The organism is Streptomyces sp. NPDC101151, assembly GCF_044768335.1.
GTDB lineage: Bacteria > Actinomycetota > Actinomycetes > Streptomycetales > Streptomycetaceae > Streptomyces.
In genome coordinates, this window is record NZ_JBIWPP010000009.1 from 270,745 (window position 1) to 294,611 (window position 23,867).

Sequence of the window (23,867 nt, forward strand, 5' to 3'; positions counted from 1 at the left end):
CGCGCCGGGAGCACCGTTGCCCGAACTGCACCCGGACTCTCCTGTGCGCCGGTCATGACTTCGCTCCGCCGCTCAGGCGTGACGCCCGTGGCTGGTCGGTGGTGGCTGTGGTCCTGGGTGAAGGGCTGCGCTACGAAGGGCGGTCGGCATGCGGGTGCGACAAGGAACCCAGATACCGTCCGCGGACGCGTGCCGATGTGAGGGTGCGTCGGATCGTGGCCCGAAGAGACGGGCTGCCGTTGTCGGAGACCCTGTACCGACCGGATCCTCTGACGCCGGCGTCCGACTGATTGCGCACGCCGGCACGTCGTACGAACGTGGGCGGTTGAGGGCACAGGGCGCCACGCGGCGCTTGCGCGGGCAGGGTTCGGCGCTGCCGGGCCGGTACGCGACGGCACCGTGGCCAACCCGGCCGTGCCGGACGGGCTGTGCCATGGCCCGTACGGCGTCAGCGCGGCGTCGGGCCGGCCATCGTCCTGGCGAAGAGGTGGCGGACAGGGTGGACGGCCAACAGCGTGCCGAGGGTGTGGTCACGGATCCGGGCCGCGGGGCCCGAGCACTGCGACCAGGCGGTGGTGGCCAGGTGAGTGCGGGTCAGGACACCCCATGCCTCGGCGCGTCGTGCGCGCCTCCATTCCGCCATTCCGTTGCGCCGCCCCCGGCCGGCCAGGCTGTCAGGGACCACGGAGGCCAGCGTGATGGCGTCGCGCAGGCCAAGGTTGAGCCCCTGCCCCCCGATGGGGCTGCACACGTGGGCGGCGTCACCGATCAGCAGGATGCGCGAGGAAGTGCTGCGGGAGGCCATCCGGCAGTGAGCGCGAAAGCTGCTCGCCCAGCGGCAGGTCTGCGCGGTGGCTGTCCAGCCGCGGGCGGCCGCCTCCTGAAGCAGGGCAGCGGGGGCGTCCTGGACGCCCTTCGGCGGGCTCTGGGCGGTGACCGCAGGCGCGGCGGCGGAGGGGTGGTGCAGGACGGTGCGGACCCAGCCGTCGAGGTGCATCGGCAGTACCACCATCAGTCCTCGCCGGCTCGTGACCATATGGATCCGGTCGAGAGGCAGAGAGGACCCGCTCACCTGCAGGTCGGCCAGCGTCCACAGGCCGGGGTGCGTGTGGCCGCGAAAAGGGGTACGGGTCTGCGACCTGACGGTGCTGGAGATGCCGTCCGCGGCAATGACACAGCGGGTGTGGAGCGTTCCCAGTCCCTCCGTGGCGAGTTGCACCCCGAAGGGCACCTCACGCACCGAGCGCACAGTCACGCCCCGGTGCACGGACACACCGCACCGCTCGGCCTCTTGGCTGAGGATCCCTTCGGTGGCGCACTGAGGCACGGTCAGGACGAAGGGATACGGCGAACGCAGCCCCGCGGTGCTGAACGCGCCGACCCGGTCCGCGCCCGAGCGCATCTCCACCGATGTGACCCGGCGGCCCATCGGGATCAGCAAGTCCGTGAGGCCACTGGGAGCAAGTGCTTCCAGCGTGCCGGCGTGCAGATCCGTCGCCCGGGATTCGGTCACCGGCTCTGAACGGCGCTCGACGATCCGCACGTGGAGCCCCTGGCGTGCCAGCAGCACGGCTGCCGTCAGGCCGACCGGGCCAGCTCCCACAACGACCACATCCGAACGCATGCCCGTACTCTAGTGCCCCGCGTCCTGAGTCGATCCGCGGCAGGTGAGGTGGGACGAGGGGACCGCCGACACCCGGTCGGCCACACCGGAACTGCCGACCAGGTCCTCAAGAGCGCCGGCCGCAGAGCCGCTTCAGACATAAAGCACTGGCGTGCCTGTGCCCTCCCGGACGATCATGGCGCGCATGACTGATCAACCCGCGCGATGGACCCAGGCAACCGTCTATCCCGACATGTGGGCCGACCCGGCCGACGACCCCCGCGAGAGCGAAGGAGCCGGTCCGGAAGGCGAGCTGGCGACGCTGTTGGACTATCTGGCGAACTACCGTAAGACCTTGCGGATGAAGTGCGAGGGCCTCGATGTGGAGCAACTGGCCCGTCGGTCGGTTCCGCCGTCGACGATGTCTCTGCTCGGCCTGCTTCGGCACCTCGTCGAGGTGGAACGGGACTGGCGCAACTGGATCAGCGACGGTGATCCGCTGCCGAAGCTGTACGGCGAGCGTGACGCGGACTTCGACGGAGCTGTCGCTGAACAGGCCGTGGTCGACGCCGCGTACTTGGCGCTGGAGCGTGAGCAGGCCGCGACCGACGCCGCGCTGGCCGCGCACACGGATCTGGGCGAGCGTCTGAGCAAGGACGGGATCGCGGTTCGGGACCTGATGGTGCACCGGATCGAGGAGTATGCCCGTCACTGCGGGCACGCCGATCTGTTGCGCGAGTGCATCGACGGAAGGGTGGGCCAGTAACGAGGGCCTGGGGCCGCATCCGCCGCCGCAGGAGCATGCGCATGCCGGACGGCGGTGAAGGGCGATCCGGCTCGGAGGCTCCGCACGTTCCGGCCGGAAGCCCGTATCCATACGGAGCATGACGTCGGGAAGGCGTCTGGCACCAGCGATGCATACCGTCCGCGGGATCGACCGCCTGGGGGCGATCCTCCAGGCGAGCGCGGAGGTCAGCCATGTTCCGGGTGGCGGACGGCGTGCACAGCGTCAAGGCATGAGCCGATCCGGCAGGAACCGGCCATGATCGAGGCCCGGGGACTGACCAAGCGCTACGGACCGGCCGTCGCCGTCGACGCCCTCGGCGTCGATGTCCGCCCCGGAGCGTTCACCGGCTTCCTCGGCCCCAACGGGTCCGGGAAGTCCACCACCATGCGCATGATCATGGGCCTGGACCGTCCCGATCGGGGGAGCGCGACGATGACCTCGACGCCGAGCGTGGCTCCGTCGTCGACCACGGAGGTGCCGTCCGAGGAGACCATGATGCGCAGACGATCACAGCCCGGGGGCTTCGTCGCTCAACTGCCTTCCGGGGCCGCAAGGATGACGACCCTTCTGCTCCGCGCGCCGGACAGGGGAGACCGTGCACACCCGCCTCCACGCTATTGACGTGTGCACGTCTGATGGCTACGTTGCGACAGTGCTTCGAGCCGATAGGCCCCGCGTCCAGGGGCTGGAGGGGCAAGAAGAATTCCGATTTCCTCCCTGCTGTACTCGCTCGGTCGTAATATCTCCGGCTCCGGTCGGACAACGTTGTCATTGTGGTGATCCCGAGATGAGTCGTTGTGCGCCCCCTGGTCCCGCCGGCCAGGAGTGTGCCGTGGCGGCCCGCCCGCGAGGCGCTGCGGGCGTGCGTCGGGGTGCGAGGACCGTCGCGTCCGGCGGCGGTCGAGCGGGCGTACCCCTGTAACGGCCTGCCGGAGATCACACGTCTCTGGACAACGTTGTCCACATGTCCGTCTTCGCTGCCCGTCCGGCTCGGTGTGCTCCCGAACGCATCACCCTCAGGAGGCAGATCGCGATGTTTTCGACTCCGGCCGGCGACCGCCGGCCCGGCATGCGCGGACGAGCGTTCCGCGGCCGACGGATCCGCAGCGCCCTGGGGGCCGCCGCCGGCGCCGCCCTCCTGGGCACGTACGCGTTACCCGCTCCCGTCGCCTGGGCAGCGCCCGCGAGAACGGCGGAACTCGTCTCGTCACCCGCGGACTTGGTGAACCCCTTCATCGGCACGTCCAACGACGCCAACGACTTCCCCGGTGCGGACGTCCCCTTCGGCATGGTGCAGTGGAGCCCCGACACCCCGTCGCGGCCACCCGGCGGCGGCTACGAGTACAAGGACTCCTCCATCACGGGCTTCAGTCTCACCCACATCGCGGGGCCGGGCTGCGGAGCCGCCGGTGACGTACCAGTGCTGCCCACGGTCGGCGCCGTCTCCAACACGGCGACGGACTCCTTCTCCCACGCCAACGAGTCAGCCTCGGCCGGCTTCTACAAGGTTGCCCTCGACAACAAGGTGACCGCCGAACTCACCACCACCACACGCAGCGGCATGGCGCGCTTCACCTTTCCCGCGACGTCCCAGGCCAACCTGATCTTCAAACTGGCCGGCAGCCAGAACGGCGGCACCTCGACACAGTTCGACGTCGTCTCCGACACCGAGGTCAGCGGCCAGGTCACCAGCGGGAGATTCTGCGGCGCCGGAAACGCCTACACCGTCTATTTCGACATGGTCTTCGACCAGCCGTTCACCTCCAGTGGCAGCACGCTCGCCCCCCGGAAGAAGCCCTCCGGGCCCCCTGCCGCACGGCCCGGTCAGAACACCCCGGACAAGCCGAACAGGCCGCGCCTGCACGGCTCCGTGCCTCCGTCTCGTGGCGACAGGGCGGAGGCCCGCGCGGCGAGCCCGGGCGCGGCCGCCTCGAACGCGCACGTCACCTTCGACACGAGCGCGAAGCAGGTCGTCCAGGCGAAGGTGGGCATCTCCTACGTCTCCGTGGCCAACGCGGCCGCCAACCGGAGCGCCGAGAACACCGGCTGGAACTTCGACAGCGTCAGCGCCGCGGCCCACAAGTCCTGGGACACGGCACTGGGCAAGGTGCGGATCGCCGGCGGCACCTCGGACCAGCAGAAGATCTTCTACACGGCGCTCTACCACTCACTGCTGCATCCGAACGTCATCAGCGACACCAACGGCCAGTACTACGGCTTCGACGGAAAGACGCACACGGTCGACGCCGGACACGACGCCGCCTACGCCAACTACTCCGGCTGGGACATCTACCGCTCCCAGGCCCAGCTCGAGGCGCTGGTGAGTCCTCAGGTCGCCTCCGACACCGCCCAGTCGATGACCGACGACTACGCCCAGACCGGGATCTTCCCCAAATGGTCGGAGAACAACGGCGAGTCCTTCGTCATGGTCGGGGACCCGGCGGCGGCGATCATCGCCGACTACCACGCCTTCGGCGCGCGGAACTTCGACACCTCCAAAGCGCTGGCCGGGCTGTTGAAGCAGGCGAGCACCGCGAACAACGACCGACCGGGCCTGAACTACCTGGACAACCCGGGGTACGAACCCCATGACGGCAGCTACGGCTGCTGCAACTTCTACGGCCCGGTGGCCACGACCCTGGAGTACGACACCGCGGACTTCGCTCTCTCCGCCTTCGCCGGAGCCCTCGGTGACACGCGCAGTCGGCAGACGTACGCCCATCGCGCACAGGACTGGCGGAACGTGCTGAATCCGGCCTCCGGGTTCGTCCAGCCCCGCAACGCGAACGGCACCTGGACCAGCGGATTCGATCCCACCAGTGGTACCGACATGGTGGAGGCCGACTCGTGGATCTACTCCGGCATGGTTCCCTTCGACGTGGCCGGGCTCGCCACCGCCAAGGGCGGCAACAAGGTGATGGGCGACTACCTCGACACCGTGCTGCGCAGCTACACCGGAGCCAACGGCTACGCGTGGGTCGGCAACGAACCGAGCATCGAACTGCCCTGGGAGTACGACTACATCGGCCGGCCCTACAAGACCCAGGCGACGGTGCGGACGATCCAGGACCAGATCTGGTCGAACACCCCGGCCGGCCTCGCCGACGGCAACGACGACCTCGGCGCGATGAGCGCCTGGTACGTCTGGTCCGCGCTCGGCATGTACCCCATGACGCCCGGTACGTCGGACCTCGCTCTCGGCTCGCCTCTGTTCACACAGGCCGTGATCACTCTGCCCTCGGGCAAGACCCTGACGATCAACGGCGAGGGCGCCGCCGACAACGCACCCTACGTACAGTCCGCGACGTTCAACGGGTCCGCGTGGAACAACGCCTACGCACCCACGAGCGCGATCACCTCCGGAGGAACTCTCAGTTACACACTCGGCACCAGTCCGAACACCGGCTGGGCCACGAGCGCGTCGGCCGCCCCGCCCTCCTATCCCGGTGACACCGCCGCCCCGCCGAAACCACGGGTGGGTCCCGTCAATTCCGGGGTGAACTCCGCACAGTGCGTCGACGACGCCGGGTCCGGCACCGCCGACCACACCGCGATCCGTCTGTGGACCTGCAACGGCACCTATGCCCAGGACTGGACGGTCGCCTCCGACGGCACCCTGCGCACCCTCGGCAAGTGCCTCGACGTGGCGAACAGCGGGACGACCAACGGCACGCTGGTCCAGCTGTACACCTGCAACGGCACGGGCGCCCAGAAGTGGACGGCCGGTGCCAACGGCTCCCTGACGAATCCCAATTCCGGTCTCTGCCTGGACGATCCGAACTCGTCGACCACGGAAGGCACACGCCTGCAGATCTACACCTGCAACGGGACCGCGGCGCAGAACTGGACGCTGCCACCGGCCTGACGTTCCCCGAGGCAGCCTGCTCCGCCCACCACCGATGAGCCGGCGGTCCCGCCCGCGGACGGGACCGCTGCAGCAACAGGCAGCTCAGGGATGGAGCACTCGGGCTCAGTGGTGGATCAGGAGCTCCCGCAGTAGTCGGAAGACGTTCGCCGTAGCCGAGACCGCGGCCAGAAGAACTCCCCACCGCGGCCGCAAGGTGTCCTGCTCCCGCTGCCGCGAGGTACCGTCAGGGGCCATGATGCATCACCTCTCTTGTGGTGATTTTCTGTGCCCGTCGGGGTGAGTCGAAGCACTCCAGGCCGCTCGCACCGATGGGCTTCTTGCTGCCCCCCAAGAGAAACAAGAGATCGGCGGATCGCACATTCGGTCCGGTTTTCCAGTCGCGGATTTGCCTGCCCCGCCGAGGAGTTGTGATTGCGTTCAGACCAGCTGGTCGGTCAGACCGACGCGTCTCGGCCCCCTGAAGCCGTAAGGGCGAGAGGGAACCGTTGAATCGATTCCAGCCACTTTCGGAGGACGGGGGCGTTCATGGCCTCCGGCCTTTTGCCCGGCACGCACTGCTCCAAAGCATCGCAAGCTCCACTTCATTCTGCATCGCTAGCGATATCTCCAGATGTTAACGGATTGACAGGAAATGTCCAGGATTGTCCTGTCATGATTTCTGGTGCCCGGGAGTGGGCGGCGACCCCCTTGCCCACATGCAAACCAGGTTCAAACCGGCTCGGGTAGCGGGATGTTGCGGTCGGCAGCCCTTGCTCACCGGAGCCGCCCCAGCAGCCCGATGTCGGGCGCACAGTTCGGGCAGGCCGGTCTCGTGGATGGGGCCTTCGCCGGCGTCGGGCCGGTCGACCTTGACCTGGTCGACGTCCACGCCGGCGACCTCGTGAACGAGTCCGGCCATCGCCGTCGCGTGCCGGACGCCGAGGTGACCACAGCCCGGACCACTGTGTCCACGGCGGCAGTCGGCGAGTTGGGGGTTCCTCGCGCCGCCCCCAGGCGGTGGGGCGGTACGAGGAAGCGGAATCCGGCGCCGGAACCGCGGCCGGGCACCGTGGTGCATCGGAGGCCACATTCCAGCTGGTTTGGTCAATATTTACTTTTCCGGAATCCGTCTGCATAGTGGCGCCTCGAAATATTGGTGGGTCGAGCCGAGAGGGCCCTTTCTTGTCTCAGATCAACGATGTCGCCGCGCGCGAGGTGGAGCTTGAGCGGGTTCAGGTTTCCGTCGTAGGCGCGCTGTTCGACGAGCGGCTCGCCGGGGCGCGGGAGCAGCTGGAGCGCGTGCTCGCGTCGCCGTCCGACGGCGCCGGCGAGGCGTACGAGAGGGAGGTGGCGGCCGGGCGGCTGGCGAGGGAGGTGCGTCGGCTGGAGGGGGCCGAGGACGGGTTGGTCTTCGGTCGGATCGACCTGGCGGACGGGACCGTCCTGCGGATCGGGCGGCTGGGGCTGCACAGGGATTCGGACGAGCTGCCACTGCTGGTGGATTGGCGGGCCGAGGCCGCACGGCCCTTCTACGAGGCGACGACGGTTCATCCCATGGGGCTGCGGCGGCGCCGCCATCTGCGTCTGACGGGCCGCACGGTGGTGGGGGTGAGCGATGAGCTGCTCGACGGCTCCGCACCCACCGGACAGGACGTGGTCGGCGACGGTCCGCTGGCGGCGGCGCTCCAGGCAGGGCGCACGGGGCGGATGGGGGCGGCGGTTGCCACCCTCCAGGCCGAGCAGGACGCGATCGTCCGGTCGCCGCACCGCGGGGTGACGGTGGTGCAGGGTGGTCCGGGCACCGGAAAGACGGTGGTGGCGCTGCACCGTGCCGCGTATGTGCTGTACGCGTTCCCGAAGGCGGCCGAGCGCGGTGTGCTCGTACTCGGGCCGAACGCGCGGTTCCTCGACTACATCTGCCAGGTCCTGCCCTCGCTCGGGGAGAACGACGTCGTCCTGGCGACGTGCGAGGAACTGGCCGGCGTCGTGCCGGGCGCGGCGGACTCCTTCGAGGTGGCGCGCCTGAAGGGGAGTTCCGCACTGGCCGACGCGCTGGCCGCTGTCGTCCGCTCACGGCAGGCACCGGGCGGCGACTTCGATGTCCGGGTCGGGCAGGAGTGGATTCGTCTGCCGGACAGGGATGTCGCACAAGCACGGGAGTCGGCACGGACCAGCGGTCTCGCGCACAACCGGGCGCGTCAGCTGTTCAAGGAGCTGCTGGTCGACGCCCTCGTCCGTGAGCTTGCCCGCAGTGGCGCCGAGACGCTTGATCTCATCGACGCCCAGGTCGCGCAACTGACCGGCCTCGACCTCGACCGGGTTGCGGCAGCGGACCTGTGCCGCCTCGGCTTTGACGACGCGTCCGCCACAGGTGTCGACGAGTTCGACGCCGACGCCGTGCGAGCGGATCTCCTGGACGATGCCTTTCTCGATCAGGCAGTCGAGGACCTGTGGCCGCGGCTGACGCCCGGCGACGTGGTCCGCGCCCTGCTGACGGACGGCGACGCGCTGGCCGCGAACCTGCGGCAGTTCACCGACGACCAGCGGGCCCTGCTGCGGCGAACGCGCGGTGCGCCCTGGACGGACGCCGACGTGCCGCTTCTCGACGAGGCGGCGAGCCTGGTCGACGGCCCGCCCGAGCACGCCTTCGGACACGTCGTCGTCGACGAGGCACAAGAACTCACCGTCATGCAGTGGCGGATGATCACGCGCCGTTGCCCGGGCCGGTCGATGACACTGGTCGGCGATTTCGCCCAGGCAGGCCCGGCGACGGTGGCACGGGACTGGAAGGAGGCACTCGGCCCGCACCTCGGACGGCGCTTCGACCTGCACACCCTGACCATCGGCTACCGGACCACGCGGGAGATCCTCGCCGCCACAGGGGACTTGCTCGCCCGGATCGCCCCGGGCCGGCCCCCGATCCGGTCGATCCGGCGCGGCGAGGTGCCTCGAACCCTTGCCGCGGCCCCTGAATCGCTCGTCAGCGCCCTCGTGCGGGAGCTGCGAGAACAGGGCGCCGCCCACCCGGGCGAGTTGGTCGGGGTGATCTGCGCCGATGACCGGACGGAGCGGCTCGCGGCTGCGGGGATCGAGCAGCATGCCCGACTGGTGCCGGCCTCACAGGCGCGCGGCCTGGAGTTCGACGCAGCCGTCGTGGTCGACCCGGACGGGATCACCACCGCCCGTCCTGGGGGCGAGCGGGACCTGTACGTCGCCCTCACCCGGGCCACCAAGCGACTGTGCACAATCACCCTCCCGCCGACCGTGAAGATCACGAGATGAGGACGACCCGGGCGGACAGGGCCCGGGTAGAAGTCACTCGGCGTCCGCCGACCACGGAAGTCGAGCCGGCACCCGAGACCGGACAGCGCTCGCGTCGTGACATGGAGACCCGACGGCATACCAGTGGTCAACGAGCAGCGGAACCGGGTGAAGACGGTCAGATGCGGGGATGGACGAGGTGTTCGAGCAGACTGGTGCGGACGAGGTCCTGGCGCGGAAGTGGTACGGGGGCTGACGTGCAATCCGGCGCTGCCGGGGACGGTGCTCGAGCGACTACTGCCAGGACCCGCCATATGAGCTGCTGATCGAGGTGTACGCGACGGCGCAGGACCGGAATTGGTCGGCCCTGCGCCACCACGCGAACTTTGCCCGGCCCGGTCGGGTTCACGGACCACCCGAACCCGCGGCTGCGGCTCGCCGCGCTGGATGACCCGCACGCCGGCCCGGAGCTGCCGCTGCGGCCGGCACGACCCGGACGCCGGAGGCTGGGCGGTGCGGGACCCCAGGCTCCCCGCCAGTGAGCTGCTGCGGCGGCTCACGCTGCCGGACAGCGCGTTCGCCGCCGCAGCCAACCCGATGCTGCCACCAGCGGTTATGCACCGGCCCTTTTGACCTGGCCCAGGGTAGGTGACCCCGTCACCGGTGCGCGATTCCGCCGCTCCCGCCGCCATGGCGAAGACACAGCTGGGCGCGCGTGGATGAGGACCTTGCGGAACTCGCGAAGAGGCCCACTGCCGACCTTGGACCGAGTATCGGGGGACTACCTCGCCAGGCTTGTGCAGGCTGATGCCGGCGGCCTGCGCGCCCGTGCGGTGGACACAGCCGATCGCTTCCTGGCCGAACACCAGACGGCCAGCGACGAGGCTGAGGAAACCCACCAGGGCCGGCGGGTGTCACCACCAGTTGACGACCGCGTTCTGGTACTCCGGCGAGGCTGCGAAGCCGGTTTCGGCGTCCTGGTGGCCAAGGCCCGCCTTCAGCCGGCCGGTCCAGTCGTCCCAGCCTGCCTGTTCCGGCTCGCGCCGAAGGTAGCGCAGGTACAGGCTGCGGGCGTAGGCCCGGCAGTACTCGTCGGACAGGACGAAGGCGCGGGCCACCTCGTAGCGGGTCATCCCGTTCCTCATCGCGTCCTTCCAGTACTGGTAGCCGCCGGCGTCCGGCGGGCGGCGCAGCAGTCGTCGGTACAGCGAATCGACGAAGGCGTCGTCGGCCGGATACCTGCCGTGGTACTCGGCGCTGTCCAGGAAGGCGACGATCGCCGCCTGACGGCTCAGACCACCGGCGAGCTGGGTGCGCCAGTGGTTCAGGCCGGCCGGCTCAGGGGCGCGGTCCAGGAGGGTGAAGTACAGGTCGGTCGCCAGGCGGCCGGAGTTCTCGAGCGAGTAGAGGAAGGCGCGGGCCACCTGTTCGGCGCTGGTGTTGGAGAACAGTTTGCGCACCCAGTAGTCCAGGCCGCTGTCGTCGAACCGACGGCCCAGTACGTCACGGTACAAAGACGCGGCCCAGATGTGGCGCCGGTAGATCTGCCGCACACCGGCCCGGTCGTCCGCCGCGGGGGTGCTGGGCGTGGGGTAGAAGGGGTTCATCGTCGAGTTCGGCACCGAGGTGTGGTTCAGCCCGAGGGAGTGCCCGAACTCGTGGACGGCGACCGTGAACAGGTCGAAGCCGCCTGAACGGATGCCTTCCTGCCAGCGTTCGTCCTCGTCGAAGTGGGCGTCCCCGGCGAGAGCGCCGCCATTGGGCGGGGGGAAGAAGGCGTGGGCGAGAACGTTGCCAGGGCCGTCGAAGGGCGAACCGTCACCGTGAGTGCCCTGAGCGAAGCGGATCTCGATGTCCGGCGTCGCGGTGGTCTCCTCGAAGATGAGCGGGACGACCGCCGCCCAGCGTGCCAGGGCAGCGCGGATGAGAGCCCGCTGCCGGTCCTGGGCGAAGTCCTGACTGAGGTTGTTGATGCGGTAGGTGATCACCGCGTGGTCCCAGACGGTGCCGAACGCGACGAACTCGCCGATGCCGGCGGGAGGTTTTGCCTGCCCGGGCTCCTCCGTGCCCTGCCGGTCGGGAAAGCCGCACCGGGGGCGCTCGAACACCTTGCGGGTGGCCTCGTCGACAACGCCCGTGGTCGGAAGCAGTGCCGTGGCCTGCGAGGCGCGTAACGCGGCGCGGCCGGCGTCGCTTTCCAGCGGGATGTCCTCGGGGAGATACCCGAAGGTGCGCAGGTAATCCGTGGCGAACTTGGCATCGCCCGGGGAGAGGGCGACGGCGGGGGAGGGTGCGACGGCGGGTTGATCACCCGCGGTCTTTCCACTGTGGTCAGCCATGACGCTCCTTGCAGGAGGTGCGGATGCGAGGATGTGCAGGTGCGGTCGGTCGTGCGGCGGTACGCCGACGGCTGTCAGGCGGGCTTCCGGCCGACGACCGGCTGATACCAGGCGCTGCGATCCTCGGGCGGTCGAGGAGTGCCGTCCATAGGCCCGGCGGGTAACGTCCCCCTCCGGTTGCACCGGCGAGCCACCGCTGACCACTCCCGAGCCGCTGGTTCGTAAACTCCCAGGTCACGCACGGCCGTTGGCCCCATCACGGATACGCCTCCTGGGGCGCGGCCACGCCGTCGGGCAACGCAGACCGTCGCGCTTCCGCGTCTGACACGCGCTCCGGCAGCGGTGCGAGCCGCGCCGAACCACCCCGCACCCTCGGCTGACGCGCATGCCCCTGTCGGCGTAACCGCCTCGCAGCCGCGGTCACTGAGGTCACCCACCGGCGTCCTGCAGGCGCGAACCGCTCGCTGAGGCCGGTGGCATGTCCCGCTTCGGCACCCGCACCCCGTGGAAGGAGGGCAAGGCCGACGCTGTCACCCTGCTGGACGGCCGGAAGCCTGACCGCCGCCGCAAAAGGCCTTCGGCCACCGGCACCGGGCGGTCACGAGCCGCGGGGTGCGGCCGCCCCTCGCGCCGGGTACCGACGGGCGGGGCGGCGAGCGGGGCGGGCCGCGTCAGCCGGGCGGGACGATCCGTTGGGCCGGATGCCGCCTCCGGATGCGGGTCGCGTCCGTCCTGCCACAAGATCGTGATCATGCGGATATTCACGGTGCTCCCGCCCTCTCGTCGGCTGATGCGGCGCGGCGGTGTGCGCCATGCCATATGCGCGGCTCTTGCCTGCGGCGTCCTGCTGGCGGGCGGCACGGCGTGCGATCACACGGCCGAGCGGAAGGTCCCCGGCGGCGCACCGGGCGCTGCGTCCGCCTCTCCCGGCGAGGCTGTGGGCACGCGCCTTCCGGGCGTCGGAGACCGGATGTGGAGGCAGGTCCCGGCCAGTACCCGGCAGGTGGTGGTCGTCTACGGTGATCGCGGGGACTCACCCGACAGCCTCACCGTTCTGTACGAGAAGCAGGGCTCGACCTGGGAGCGAACAGCCGGTTGGCCCGCACACAACGGTAGGTCGGGCTGGACGACGGACCACCGCATGGACGACGAGCGCACTCCCGTCGGCGTGTTCACCCTCACCGACGCGGGCGGCACGCTTGAGGACCCCGGGAGCCGGCTGGAGTACTGGCATGACGACAACGCCTACGCCTCCATGCTGAATCCGGAGGAAGCCCACGTTCATGACTTCGACTACGTCATCGCCATCGACTACAACCGGCTCAAGGGTGCTCCGCCCTTCGACTGGAGCCGCCCGGACGGGGTGGAGAAGGGCGGTGGCATCTGGCTGCACATGGACCACGGTGACGGCACGTCGGCCTGCGTCACCGTCCCGGAGACCGGCATGAAGACCCTCCTGCGCACCCTGGATCCCGCGAAGCGTCCCGTCGTGGTGATGGGAGACCGGGAACGGCTCAAGTCCTGAGACCTGCGGGGCCGCGTCAGCGCTCTGCGGGCGGCGCATGAAAGTCAGCCGGCACGGGTGCGTGAACTCGTCTCTGAAGAAGCGAGTACTCAGATCCAGGTACTCAGGTGGAACTCGCCATGTCCCTGGGCTCGTGACGGTTCTTGATCACTGCGGTAGGAGGTCCTGGTGCGCTACGCGCAGGGAGGAGGGCTGACGCCCAAGGAGGCGGCGCAGTCCGGGCCGTGTGGCTGGGCGTCAATTTCCGGACAGCCGGCCGGTAGCGCCGGGATTGAGACGCCTGCTGAGACGGGGGCCTGGGCCGGAAAAGATCACCCGCAAGCTTCAGGGGCAGTGGAGACTGTGAGGCAGTTCTGCCCGATGTGATCAGGAGCCCCAGTGAACGACATGGAATTCGCCGAAGCTGTGGAGACAGTCCTGCGGGACCTCCAGGCACAGTGCGCAGTGCAGCCAGACATACGTTCGGACGGCCAGTTCGGGATCACGCTCTGGGCCCCGGACGGTTCAGGCCAGGGCCTGACTCCACATCCGGACGGCACCGCCGCAGAGTTGCTCGTGCACCTGGCAGATCAGGTCCAGGACTGGGCGGTGGAGGCACTGTGGTCTGAAGGCGCATCGGCGGTCTGGCCACAGTGCTCGACGCACCCGGACACGCATCCGCTGACGGCGACTGTCCGCACGGACACGGCGGTGTGGGTATGCCCGAAGGGGGGAACGACGGCGGCGCGGATCGGGGAACTGAAGACTCGCTAGAGCGGGCGGGGCATGCGGCCGGCGCCCGTCGGCGGGAGGCAGCCGTCGATCAGGTGGGGCCGGCATCGACGAGTCCAACCGGAGTAACGCTCGTGGTTCTGGACTGTTCCCTCGCCGGCCGGCTCGACCCGAGATGTCAGCTGGGTCCGGGCAGGAGGGCGCAGCTGGTTTGGGGGGATCATGCCGCTGCAAAGGCCAGGACGACGTTGTGACCGCCGAAGCCGAACGAGTGGCTGACGGCTGTGCGTACGTCCTGGCGGCGTGGCTGTTTGGTGACGCAGTCGATGTCGAACTCGGGCGCGGGCACCTGGAGATTGGCGATCGGCGGTACCCGTCGGTGCTGGATGGTCAGGACCGTGAGGGCCGCCTCGATCGCGCCGGCGGCACCGAGAGTATGGCCGAGCACACTCTTGGCGGCGGTGACGCTGGGGCGGTGCGGCAGGACGCGGGCGATCAACGCGGCCTCGGTGGCGTCGTTGAGCGGGGTGGACGTGCCGTGGGCGTTGACGTGGTCCACGTCGTACGGGGTCAGGCCCGCTTCGCCGAGGGCTGTGCGCAGGGCTGTCTCCGCACCGGCGGCACCCTCCGGCGGAGCGGTGGGGTGGTGTGCGTCGGAGGTGCTGCCGCATCCGGCGAGCAGGGCGCGGGGCCGGGCGCCTCGGGCGGCGGCGTCCGCCGTGCGCTCCAGGACCAGGACGCCGGCGCCCTCGGCCATGACGAAGCCGTCGCGGTCGGCGGCGAACGGGCGGGACGCGTCCGCGATGGCGGCGGTGCGTTCGGACAGGGCACCCATGCGCCAGAAGCCCGTCACGGCCAGGCGGCTGATGGCGGCTTCGGCGCCGCCCGCCACCGCCACATCGCACAGGTCGGCGGCGAGCAGCTCGCGGGCCAGGGCGATCGCGGTGGCTCCGGAGGCGCAGGCGGTGGCCGGTGCGAGGCTGACGCCGTGGGCGTGCAGGTCGATGGACACCTCGCCGGTGGCCAGGTTCGGAATGATCATGGGGATGGTGAGGGGCGAGGTGCGGTCGGGGCCGTTCTGTTCGAGCCGCGCGTACTGCTCTTCCCACTTCTCGGTGCCGCCCATGCCGCAGCCGATCACCGTGGCCACGCGAGCCCCTTGCCAGCTCGCCGGATCAAGGCCCGCGTCACGTACCGCCTCCCGGGCGGCGAGGACGGCGAGTTTGGCGAATCGGCCCATGCGCCAGGACTTGCGGCCGACGGCACGGTCGATGGCCTCCTCCCGGAGCGGAAGTCGGCAGGAGAAGTCCACGGGCAGACCGTCCAGCGCACGGTCGTGTGCGGTGAGGGAGCGACCCGCGCACACCGCCTCCCAGGTGGCCTCCGTCCCCTCGCCTCCCGGGGTGACCAGACCGAGGCCGGTCACGGCGATCGGAGGCTTCGCCGGGGTCATCGGGCCGCCGCCGCGGCAGCGCGCAGCTCGTCGAGGTAGGCGGTCACCTCCGCGAGCGTCGTGGTCCGGGTGGCACGCCCGCTTTCGGCCCGTACGCCAAGGCGTTCCTCGAGGACCAGAACGAATTCGGCCAGCGCAAGGGAGTCCAGCTCGAGCTGTTCCAGGGTGACGTCCGGCGACAGCTCGTCCTCGGGGATTCGGAAGGTGGAGGTGAGGGCGGCGCGGACGTGGTCGTAGGTGTCGGTGGTGGCGTGCATGGGGCGTTCCTTGCGTAGTCGTCGGTCCTGAGGGGGCGCCGTCAAGCCGGGTCGGGGTGCCACTCCATGAGGAGCATTCCGGCGGAGGCTCCGCTGGCCAGACCGAGCAGGGCCACCAGATCACCGGGGCGCAGCCGGTCCTGCTGGGCTGCCTTGACGAGTTGCAGGGGCAGACTCGCGGTGGCGACGTTGCCGTAGTCGGGGAAGGTGGCCACGGCCCTGTCCTGGGCGATGCCGATGGAATCCAAGATGGCGTGGGTGAAGGGGACGGAGGGCTGGTGTACGCAGACGAGATCGAGCTCGTCGGGTTTGCGGCCCCACTCGATCAGCGCTTCCATGAGGTGCTTCTCCATCCCCGTGAAAGAGGCGGCCAGGGCCTCGGAGTCGAAGCGCAGCGACAGCACCGGGGCACCTGGCGAGTAATAGGGATTGGACGCTGTGGCTGCCCGCCAGCCGGCCGAGTTGGTGCAGAAACGCATGCCGAGCAGCCCAGGGCGGTCGCTCGCCTCCAGCAGCAGAGCGGCCCCCAGGTCGCCGAGGGTGAGGGCGGGCAGCAGCAGGGCGAGTTCGCCGCGGTCACGCGCCGGGAGGCGGGAGAGCGTGCTGCCCCGCTCGCCGGTGGCGATGAGCACGCGACCGTAACGGCCGGCTCGGATCAGCGCGTCGGCGATCTCCAGGGCGTTGAGGACGCCGTTGCAGGCATTCTTGACGTCGAACACCGGTGCCGTGACCCCGAGTTTGTCGGCCACGACGTGGGCAGTGGCGGGCTCCTCCAGGTCCTCGCTCGTGGAGGCGAAGACGAGCAGGTCCACGGCGTCGGGGCCCAGGCCGCACTCGGCGAGGAGGCGGCCGGCGGCAGCCGCCGCCAGGTCGGAGGGCCAGGCGTCGGCCGCCGCCACACGGCGCTCCTCGAAGCCGTACATCTGCCGCAGCAGCCCGGGCAGCAGGCGGACGCCGGGGTTTCGGGAGCGGACCTCGTCCTCGATCTCCGCGCCGGTCTGACGGTCCGCGGGGACATGAACGGCGACCCGGCGGATCGTGCTGTAGGGGGGCTGTGTCATTGAATGTGAGTTTGTTCCTCATGCCGGAACCACGGCAAGGGCCGCAGTCGTCAACGAAGGCCGCACCGGTGGCGGTCGGGCCAGTGAACGGAGCAGAGGCGGCGCACCGCAAACGGATACCGGTCCGGATGCGGCCATTGGAGTGATCATGGTCCGAGGCTTCATACCTCGGAGTTACGCGCGGCACGGGGCGGCTCCTGCGGGGCCGACAATGCTCCGGTGTCGCTGACCGAGGCCGAATTCCTGTACCCCGACTATGACTTCGCCCCGCACTGGTTCGAGCACGGGGGCGTGCGTCAGCACTACCTCGACGAGGGGGAGGGCTCGCCGCTGCTCATGCTGCACGGCAACCCCACCTGGAGCTACATGTGGCGGGACCTGGTGCGAGACCTGCGCTCCGACCACCGGTGCATCGTCCCCGACCACATCGGCATGGGCCGGTCCGACCGCCCCGACGAGTCCGTCTACACCTACACCGCCTCCAGTCGCCTGGCGGATCTCGAACGTCTGGTGCAGCATCTGGTGGCCGAACGTGGACTGCCGGCCCGGGGCTGGACTCTGATCGGGCACGACTGGGGCGGAATCATCGGCATGGCCTGGGCGCGCCGCCGACCGGAATGGCTCGCCCGCATTGTCATCCTCAACTCCGCGGCCTTCCCGATGCCGACCGGATACCGCCTGCCGTGGTACCTGCGCCTGATCCGCGGCGGAGGGCGCCCACCGGCGTGGCTCGTGCACCGCACCAACACGTTCGCCCTGGCCGCTTCCCGCTTGGGGTCGGCATCCCCGCTGCCCCCGCCGGTGCGCCGTGCCTATGTGGACCCCTACCGCGACAGACACCGGCGGCTGGCGGTGCTGCGTTTCATCCAGGACATTCCGCTGACCTCCGCCGACCCCGCGTGGCCGCTGATCGACGTGGGCCTTGTCGAATCACCGCAGTTGGCAGCACTGCCCATGCTGGTGTGCTGGGGCGGCCGGGACCGGGTATTCGACCACCATTTCCTCGCCGAGTGGCTGCGCCGCTTTCCCTCCGCCGAGGTGCACCTGTTCCCACGAGCCGGCCACTTCGTCCACGAGGACGCCCGGCACGAAGTCACGGCGCGCCTGCGGGAATTCCTCGGCCGCCCCACAGAAGGGCAGAGGTGAGAGTCGTGTCGTCCTGCTGGTGCTCTCATCGTCGTGGGGACCTGGCTGCTGTGCCGCGGGGGGTGTGCATCACGCACTCGTGGGCCATGCTGCGCCGCGGTACGGGGACCGTGGTGGTCGGACCGGCTCGCGGCATGTGTGCGGAAGGGACAGGGCCGTCGTGGTAACCGCCGAGACCGGGACCGAGACGCAGGCCGGACTGCTGGGACGGCTGTCGCACTGGCAGCAGAACCAGCCCACCGTCGTCGCACTCGACACGTTCCTCGGCCGGCGCCGGGAACGGATCACGTATGCAGACCTGTACGCCCGATGCTTGCGCACCGCAGACGCCTTGGCCGCTGGGGGCATCGGCCGGGGCACGCGTGCGGTGCTGATGACCCGCCGTCCACGCGATCTGCTCACCACCGTGTACGCGTTGTCCTCACTCGGAGCCTGCGCCGTGCTGATCGACCCCGGCCTGCCTCGTGATGCGTTGCGCCAGTGCCTGCGGGAGGCCGCGCCTCAGGCCTTCGTGGGAGAGCCGCTCGCCCAGGTGGCCCGGGTGCTCTGCGACTGGGCGCCACCCAGTGTGCGCACCGTGGTCTCCACCGGGCCAGGCCCCGGGCCCTGGCCGACGATCGCCGCGCTGGCACGCAGGGCACCGCGAGCGTCGCTGGGCGCAGCCGGCGACAGCACGGCTCTGATCGCCTACACCTCGGGCTCCACGGGCACACCGAAGGGCGTCGTCTACACCAACGATCAGCTGGTGCGTCAATGCGGCGCCACGGGAGGCGTGCTCGGAGCTCGGTCGGGAACCGTGATGCTCGTCGGCTTTCTGCCCTTCGCCCTGGGCGGCCCGGCGCTCGGCGTCACCGTTGTCATTCCCCGGATGGACTTTCGCAGACCGGGCCGGGCCCGTCGTCGAGACCTGCTTCGCGCCGCAGCGCAGACGCGCGCGAACTGCGTGCTCGGCTCCCCGGCACTCATGACCGTTCTCGCCGGAGAGGGCCGCAGAGAACCGGCCCTCGCCGACGTACGGTCGGTCGCCACCTTCGGGGCTCCGCTGGAGTACGGCCTCTTGGACCGCCTCACCGCCACGCTGCCGGAGCAGGCCGTGATCCGCAGCGTGTACGGCGCCACCGAGAGCCTTCCGGTGAGTGCGATCGACGGCAAGGACCTGCACTCCGCGCGCGCCGCATCGCAGCGAGGTGCCGGCCGGTGCGTGGGCCGCGCGGTGCCGGCGGTGCGCGTGGAAATCATTCCGGCCGACGCCGGACCGATCGCCCACTGGTCCGAGGCCGAGCCGCTGCCCGCACACGGCATCGGCGAGATCACGGTCCGCGGCCGCTTGGTCAGCCGAAGCTACTACGGCCGCCCGCACGCCGACGCTCAGGCGAAGATTCCCGACGGACAGGACGTCTGGCACCGCACAGGCGATCTCGGCCACACGGATGACGAAGGCAACCTCTGGTACTGCGGACGCAAGGCGCACGTCGTACCCAGCGCCGACGGCCCTCTGTACACCGAATGCATCGAGCCGGCCTGCAATGCGGTCGCCGGAGTCCGGCGCACGGCACTGGTCGATGCCGGCACCGACCGGCACGCCCTGCCCACCTTGTGCGTGGAAACCGAAGGGGCGCGACGCGGCGCCGAGCGGAGCCGGATCGTCGCAGATCTGCGTCGCACACTTGCCGCACTGGAACGCGGTGCGCAGGTCCGTGCGATCGTCTTTCACCCCGGCTTCCCTGTCGACATCCGGCACAACTCGAAGATCGAAAGAGGCGTCCTCGGCCAGTGGGCGCGGCGTCGTCTGGCAGCGAACGGCCCTGCCGCGAAGCCGGCGGAGGAACGCGCATGAAGATCCTGGTCACCGGAGGCAGCGGATTCCTCGGCGCGGAGATCTGCCGACGCCTCGCCGCCCGAGGCCACCAGGTACGTTCCCTGCAGCGAGGTCGCCGGGCGCAGCCGCCGAGCGGGACCGAGGCCGTGCTGGGAGACATCCGCGACACCGCGGCGGTCGCAGCCGCCGTACGCGGGTGCGACGCTGTCGTCCACACCGCCGCGCTGGCCGACGTGTGGGGACCACGCCGCGACTTCGCGTCCGTCAACATCGCCGGAACCGCGGCCGTGCTCGACGCCTGCCGACGACATGGAGTGCCCCGGTTGGTCAACTGCTCCAGCGCCAGCGTGGTCTTCGCCGGCAAGGACCTGGAAGGTGTCGACGAGTCCGCCCCCTGTCCCCGGCGGTTCCTTGCCCCCTACCCATGGTCCAAGGCCCGGGCGGAGCACATGGTCCTGGCTGCCGACAGCTCCCGGCTGGCCACCGTTTCACTGCGCCCTCATCTGATCTGGGGCGACGGCGACCCGCACCTGGTGCCCGGCCTGCGCGGCGCGATCCGACGGGGGCGGCTGCTGCTGCCCGGAACGGGCACCAACCGCGTGGACACCGTCCACGTCGGCGACGCCGCCGAGGCGCACGTGCTGGCCGTGGAAAAGCTGGCGGCGGGCTCCCCACTGGCAGGAGCCGGCTACTTCATCACGCAGGGCCGTCCCTGCACCCTCGCTGCCACCGTCCATGGCCTGCTGGCCCACCACGGCATCACCGTAGAGATCCGCGGAATCCCCGCTACGGCCGCACGCACCGCCGGTACGCTCCTCGAACTCACGGCGAAGGCAGCGCGCAGCCGACACCGCCCACTGCTGACGCGCTTTCTGGCGGCCGAACTCACCCGCTCCCACTGGTTCGACATCTCCGCGGCGCGCCGCGACCTCGGCTACACCCCCGCCGATCACTCGTGGGAAACGCGGGAGCCGTCGACGGAGCAGGCGGCCACCGCGGCGTCGCCCCATGGGCGGGCTGTCCCGCCGGCGCACTGAGCAGCGGGCAGGTGCGCCGGGCCGGGTGAGGAGAATGGCCTCTGACCGGCAGTGCGGTGTCGACGGAGAGGTGGCAGGTCCGCGGCGTTCGGGCCGCGCAGCGGCGAAGGTAGAGTCGAGCCGTCGGGTGTGGGGTGCGGGTCATGGAGTGGGAAGTGGCGTTCGGCAGGCAGAAGACGCAGGAGCCGCCGGTGGAACCGGTCGGGTGGGCCGGCGTCCACACATTCGTCATTTCCTCCGTCGAGCGTCCGGTGACGAACAAGCGGAAGCGAGCGGTGTGGGGCAAGCCCGCGGTGCGCGTGGCCCGGGGCTCGAAAGATCTGCGGGTTCTGGCACCCTGCGCATACCTGGGCTCCGCCGAGACCCAGCCCGCCGGTCTGCCGTCACCCCCCGAGCAGACCCTGTTCGAGGATCCCGGCGCGCGCAGCCTGCTGTGCTACGTGGAAATGCCCGTGCAGGTCGACGGAGAACGGCGTCACCTCGTGCGCGACGGCCAAGGGCAACTCGTCGGGGCTCTCACCCGCGTACCGCCGAAGCACCGCCCCTTCAAACATTCCTGGCGCATCGAGCAACCGGGCCACCCGGAGATCGTGGGGCGCAGCGATTGGACGAGTGGCAACGCCAAGGAGATCACCGGACGTGTGGCCGGGAAGCTCATCGGGGGCATCCTGGACGCGATCGGCGATCTGGGTGCCGAAGGCGGCGATCAGCGGTCCCGGGCGCGGGCGTTGGAATGGCGTGCGGAGGACAAGGTCGTCATGGTCTCGCAGGGCAGCGAGCAGGTGACCGTGCGGGCGGGCTGGGTCGATCGCCGCCTCGCCTTTGCGCTCGCGCTCATCGGCGACGACTGAGACAGACACTCACGACCGTCACTCGTCACCACGCGCAAGACTCGAGCGAACCGTCGACCGCCCCAGGAACACCCGCACCGCCGCGACTCGTTACCACAGGCGCGCCCACGGGTGATCGTCAGCCGTGCACCGGAGCCCGCTCGTCCAGGAGGCCCTCGCTCCGCAGATCGTCCCAGACCTGCGCCGGGATCTCCGCGCCGAACGCGGCTTTGTTGCGGTGTACTTCGTCCGCGGTGCGCATGCCGACCACGATTCCCGAGACGGCCGGGTGGCGCAGCGGAAAGGCCATCGCCACCTCAGGGAGCGTCACACCGTGCGCCTCGCAGACATCGGCCATACGGTGCGCGCGCTCCAGCATCCGTGGTGCGGCGGGCGCGTAGTCGAAGGTGGCACCCGGCTCGGGCCGGGCCGTCGCGAGCAGGCCGGAGTTGAAGATCGAGGCCGCGAGAACCGAGACCTCCCGGGCCGTGCACGTGGGCAGCAGGTCGTCGAGGGCGCTCTGGTCCAGAAGCGTGTAACGGCCGGACAGCATCACCGCATCGACATCCGACTCCTCCACCAGCCGGGTGAGCTTGCCGGGGTGGTACATCCCCGCGCCGATCGCGCCCACCGTTCCCTGGGCGCGCAGTTCGGCCAGGGCCGGATATCCCTCGCGCAACGCATCCTCGAAGTGTTCCTCGGCGTCGTGCAGGAACAGCAGGTCGACACGGTCGACGCCCATCCGCTCCAGCGAGTCGTGCACGCTGCGCAGGACACCGTCCCGCGTGAAGTCCCACACACGACGGTGCGTGGCAGGCACCGCGAAGCTCTCGTCCATCCGGCCCGCCGGGTCCTGCGGGACCAGCAGTCTGCCGACCTTCGTCGACAGCGTCACCTCCGCGCGAGGCTTGCCGTGCAACAGCCCACCGGTGCGACGCTCGGAATGCCCGATGCCGTAATGCGGAGAGGTGTCGAAGTAGCGAATCCCGCTGTCCCACGCCGCCTCAAGGGCTCCCGCGGCGGTCTCGTCGTCCAGCGGCGCGAAGAGCCCGCCGAGCGGACCGCCACCGAAGCCCAGCTCCGTGACGTGCACCTTGCTCTTGCCCAGCCGGTTCTGCCTCATCACCGTTCCCCTCATGCGGTCAGTGGCGCGCGACCATCCTGCCGTGGTCTGTACCACCTCACCAAGGGGATTTCCCTTCGAGTACGGCGGATGACGCCGACCACGGGATCCGTGTGGCCGGGCTGGGCCGGCCCGACTGCGTTCGGCGTGTGAACGATCTCGGCGGACGGCTGTGTGCTTATTCCCTGCAGAGTGAGCAAGCGCTTATTAACATGGTCGGTGGGTCGTCCGAATGACATGGAGGAGCAGATATGCCGACGTCGGAAGCCGAGGCCTTCTACGAGCGGGAGGCCCACGACCGGTTCCGCCCCACCGCGAACACCCGGGGGCCCTGGGACGCCGAGTCCCAGCACGCCGGTCCGCCGGCCGCACTGCTCGGGCTGACCGTCGAGCAACGGCCGGGCGGACGGCCCGAGATGCGGGTGGCACGGCTCACCTACGAGATCATGCGCCCGGTGCCGATCCGGCCGCTGACCGTGGCCACGCGCGTGCTGCGCGCCGGGCGCAGCGTCGAGCTCGTGGAGGCTGTTCTGACACCGGACGGCGGCGAGGCAGTGATGCGGGCGACGGCTCTGCTGATGAAGACGGCACCGGACTCGGTACCGGAGGTGTCGCCGGGCCACCAGGTGCCAGGTCCCGGGGCCGTACTTCCGAAAGCGTTCTTCCCGGTCCCCTGGGACCAGGGCTACCACACCGCCATGGAAATACGCTTCGCCGCCGGCTCGTTCCTGGAGTCCGGCCCGGCCACGGCTTGGATGCGCATGCGGGTCCCCCTGGTCGCGGGCGAGGAGATCACACCGCTCAGCCGGGTGTTGACGGCTGCCGATTCGGGCAACGGCGTCAGCGCCGAGCTGGATTTCCATCGCTACGTCTTCATCAACGCCGACCTCACCGTCAGCCTGCACCGCCACCCCGAAGGCGAGTGGGTCTGCCTGGACGCCCGGACGTTGGTGGACGGCGCGGGTATCGGCCTCGCCGAGTCCGCCCTGCACGACGAGAAGGGCCCGCTCGGCCGCAGTACTCAGACCCTGTACGTGGCTCCGCGCGGCTGAGGCGGCGGGCAGGAGG

18 protein-coding genes and 1 pseudogene are annotated in these 23,867 nt (G+C 70.0%); 11 read left to right on the top strand and 8 right to left on the bottom strand.

The window, feature by feature from the left end; all coding sequences use genetic code 11:
• Positions 1–448 precede the first annotated feature (448 nt).
• Entirely contained in the window at positions 449–1,624 is a 1,176-nt protein-coding gene (locus ACIRU3_RS19900; RefSeq protein WP_404057845.1) for an FAD-dependent oxidoreductase, read from the bottom strand.
• Between the two features lie 175 nt (positions 1,625–1,799).
• On the opposite strand from ACIRU3_RS19900, the gene ACIRU3_RS19905 reads away from it, so the two are divergent.
• The 3 genes and pseudogenes from ACIRU3_RS19905 to ACIRU3_RS19915 all read left to right on the top strand — a co-directional run bounded on the left by ACIRU3_RS19905 (position 1,800) and on the right by ACIRU3_RS19915 (position 6,255).
• Positions 1,800–2,369, top strand: a complete 570-nt coding sequence (locus ACIRU3_RS19905; RefSeq protein WP_404057928.1) for a DinB family protein — start codon at positions 1,800–1,802, stop codon at positions 2,367–2,369.
• A gap of 276 nt (positions 2,370–2,645) precedes the next feature.
• Positions 2,646–2,837 (top strand): annotated as a pseudogene (locus ACIRU3_RS19910) (ATP-binding cassette domain-containing protein); the annotation flags it as partial.
• A 586-nt stretch (positions 2,838–3,423) separates the two neighbouring features.
• Positions 3,424–6,255: a lectin gene (locus tag ACIRU3_RS19915; RefSeq protein WP_404057847.1), complete on the top strand. Its 2,832-nt coding sequence runs from the start codon at positions 3,424–3,426 to the stop codon at positions 6,253–6,255.
• Positions 6,256–6,360: 105 nt separating this feature from the next.
• On the opposite strand, the gene ACIRU3_RS19920 is transcribed toward ACIRU3_RS19915, so the two are convergent.
• Both ACIRU3_RS19920 and ACIRU3_RS19925 read right to left on the bottom strand, forming a co-directional pair.
• A complete protein-coding gene (locus ACIRU3_RS19920) occupies positions 6,361–6,492 on the bottom strand; it encodes a hypothetical protein (RefSeq protein ID WP_404057849.1) in 132 nt (43 codons plus the stop codon).
• Between the two features lie 415 nt (positions 6,493–6,907).
• Positions 6,908–7,327, bottom strand: coding sequence for a hypothetical protein (locus ACIRU3_RS19925; protein ID WP_404057851.1), 420 nt, complete (start codon positions 7,325–7,327; stop codon positions 6,908–6,910).
• 92 nt (positions 7,328–7,419) lie between these two features.
• Here ACIRU3_RS19925 and ACIRU3_RS19930 point away from each other — a divergent pair, with 92 nt between their 5' ends.
• Complete coding sequence (locus tag ACIRU3_RS19930) at positions 7,420–9,519, top strand: HelD family protein (protein ID WP_404057853.1); 2,100 nt, start codon at positions 7,420–7,422, stop codon at positions 9,517–9,519.
• A gap of 893 nt (positions 9,520–10,412) precedes the next feature.
• On the opposite strand, the gene ACIRU3_RS19935 is transcribed toward ACIRU3_RS19930, so the two are convergent.
• Positions 10,413–11,837: a matrixin family metalloprotease gene (locus ACIRU3_RS19935; protein ID WP_404057855.1), complete on the bottom strand. Its 1,425-nt coding sequence runs from the start codon at positions 11,835–11,837 to the stop codon at positions 10,413–10,415.
• A gap of 790 nt (positions 11,838–12,627) precedes the next feature.
• On the opposite strand from ACIRU3_RS19935, the gene ACIRU3_RS19940 reads away from it, so the two are divergent.
• On the top strand, positions 12,628–13,362 hold the full coding sequence (locus ACIRU3_RS19940) for a L,D-transpeptidase family protein (RefSeq protein WP_404057930.1): 735 nt from the start codon (positions 12,628–12,630) through the stop codon (positions 13,360–13,362).
• A gap of 387 nt (positions 13,363–13,749) precedes the next feature.
• Positions 13,750–14,115, top strand: a complete 366-nt coding sequence (locus ACIRU3_RS19945) for a hypothetical protein (protein WP_404057932.1) — start codon at positions 13,750–13,752, stop codon at positions 14,113–14,115.
• Between the two features lie 178 nt (positions 14,116–14,293).
• Here the strand turns inward: ACIRU3_RS19945 and ACIRU3_RS19950 are convergent, their stop codons facing one another.
• The 3 genes from ACIRU3_RS19950 to ACIRU3_RS19960 are packed head-to-tail and all read right to left on the bottom strand — an operon-like array spanning position 14,294 to position 16,844.
• Positions 14,294–15,526, bottom strand: a complete 1,233-nt coding sequence (locus ACIRU3_RS19950) for a beta-ketoacyl-[acyl-carrier-protein] synthase family protein (RefSeq protein ID WP_404057857.1) — start codon at positions 15,524–15,526, stop codon at positions 14,294–14,296.
• Positions 15,523–15,783 carry an acyl carrier protein gene (locus ACIRU3_RS19955; RefSeq protein ID WP_404057859.1) on the bottom strand — a complete coding sequence of 87 codons (261 nt, stop codon included), beginning with the start codon at positions 15,781–15,783 and terminating at the stop codon, positions 15,523–15,525. The genes ACIRU3_RS19950 and ACIRU3_RS19955 overlap by 4 nt, the downstream gene beginning before the upstream one ends.
• A gap of 41 nt (positions 15,784–15,824) precedes the next feature.
• Positions 15,825–16,844, bottom strand: a complete 1,020-nt coding sequence (locus ACIRU3_RS19960; protein ID WP_404057861.1) for a 3-oxoacyl-ACP synthase III family protein — start codon at positions 16,842–16,844, stop codon at positions 15,825–15,827.
• A 219-nt stretch (positions 16,845–17,063) separates the two neighbouring features.
• Between ACIRU3_RS19960 and ACIRU3_RS19965 the strand changes: the two genes are divergently transcribed.
• The 4 genes from ACIRU3_RS19965 (at position 17,064) to ACIRU3_RS19980 (ending at position 21,697) form a co-directional block, all read left to right on the top strand.
• Positions 17,064–17,990 (top strand): alpha/beta fold hydrolase, encoded by a 927-nt coding sequence (locus tag ACIRU3_RS19965; RefSeq protein ID WP_404057863.1) that lies wholly within the window; start codon positions 17,064–17,066, stop codon positions 17,988–17,990.
• Between the two features lie 160 nt (positions 17,991–18,150).
• The gene (locus tag ACIRU3_RS19970) at positions 18,151–19,827 is read left to right on the top strand and encodes a fatty acid CoA ligase family protein (RefSeq protein WP_404057865.1); all 1,677 of its coding nucleotides are present in this window, start codon (positions 18,151–18,153) and stop codon (positions 19,825–19,827) included.
• Positions 19,824–20,846 (top strand): NAD-dependent epimerase/dehydratase family protein, encoded by a 1,023-nt coding sequence (locus ACIRU3_RS19975; RefSeq protein ID WP_404057867.1) that lies wholly within the window; start codon positions 19,824–19,826, stop codon positions 20,844–20,846. Before ACIRU3_RS19970 ends, ACIRU3_RS19975 begins: the two co-directional genes overlap by 4 nt.
• 155 nt (positions 20,847–21,001) lie before the next feature.
• Positions 21,002–21,697, top strand: a complete 696-nt coding sequence (locus tag ACIRU3_RS19980; protein ID WP_404057869.1) for a hypothetical protein — start codon at positions 21,002–21,004, stop codon at positions 21,695–21,697.
• 118 nt (positions 21,698–21,815) lie between these two features.
• Here the strand turns inward: ACIRU3_RS19980 and ACIRU3_RS19985 are convergent, their stop codons facing one another.
• Positions 21,816–22,799, bottom strand: coding sequence for an aldo/keto reductase (locus tag ACIRU3_RS19985; RefSeq protein ID WP_404057871.1), 984 nt, complete (start codon positions 22,797–22,799; stop codon positions 21,816–21,818).
• 251 nt (positions 22,800–23,050) lie between these two features.
• Here ACIRU3_RS19985 and ACIRU3_RS19990 point away from each other — a divergent pair, with 251 nt between their 5' ends.
• Positions 23,051–23,851 (top strand): thioesterase family protein, encoded by an 801-nt coding sequence (locus ACIRU3_RS19990; protein ID WP_404057873.1) that lies wholly within the window; start codon positions 23,051–23,053, stop codon positions 23,849–23,851.
• The last annotated feature ends 16 nt before the right edge of the window (positions 23,852–23,867 follow it).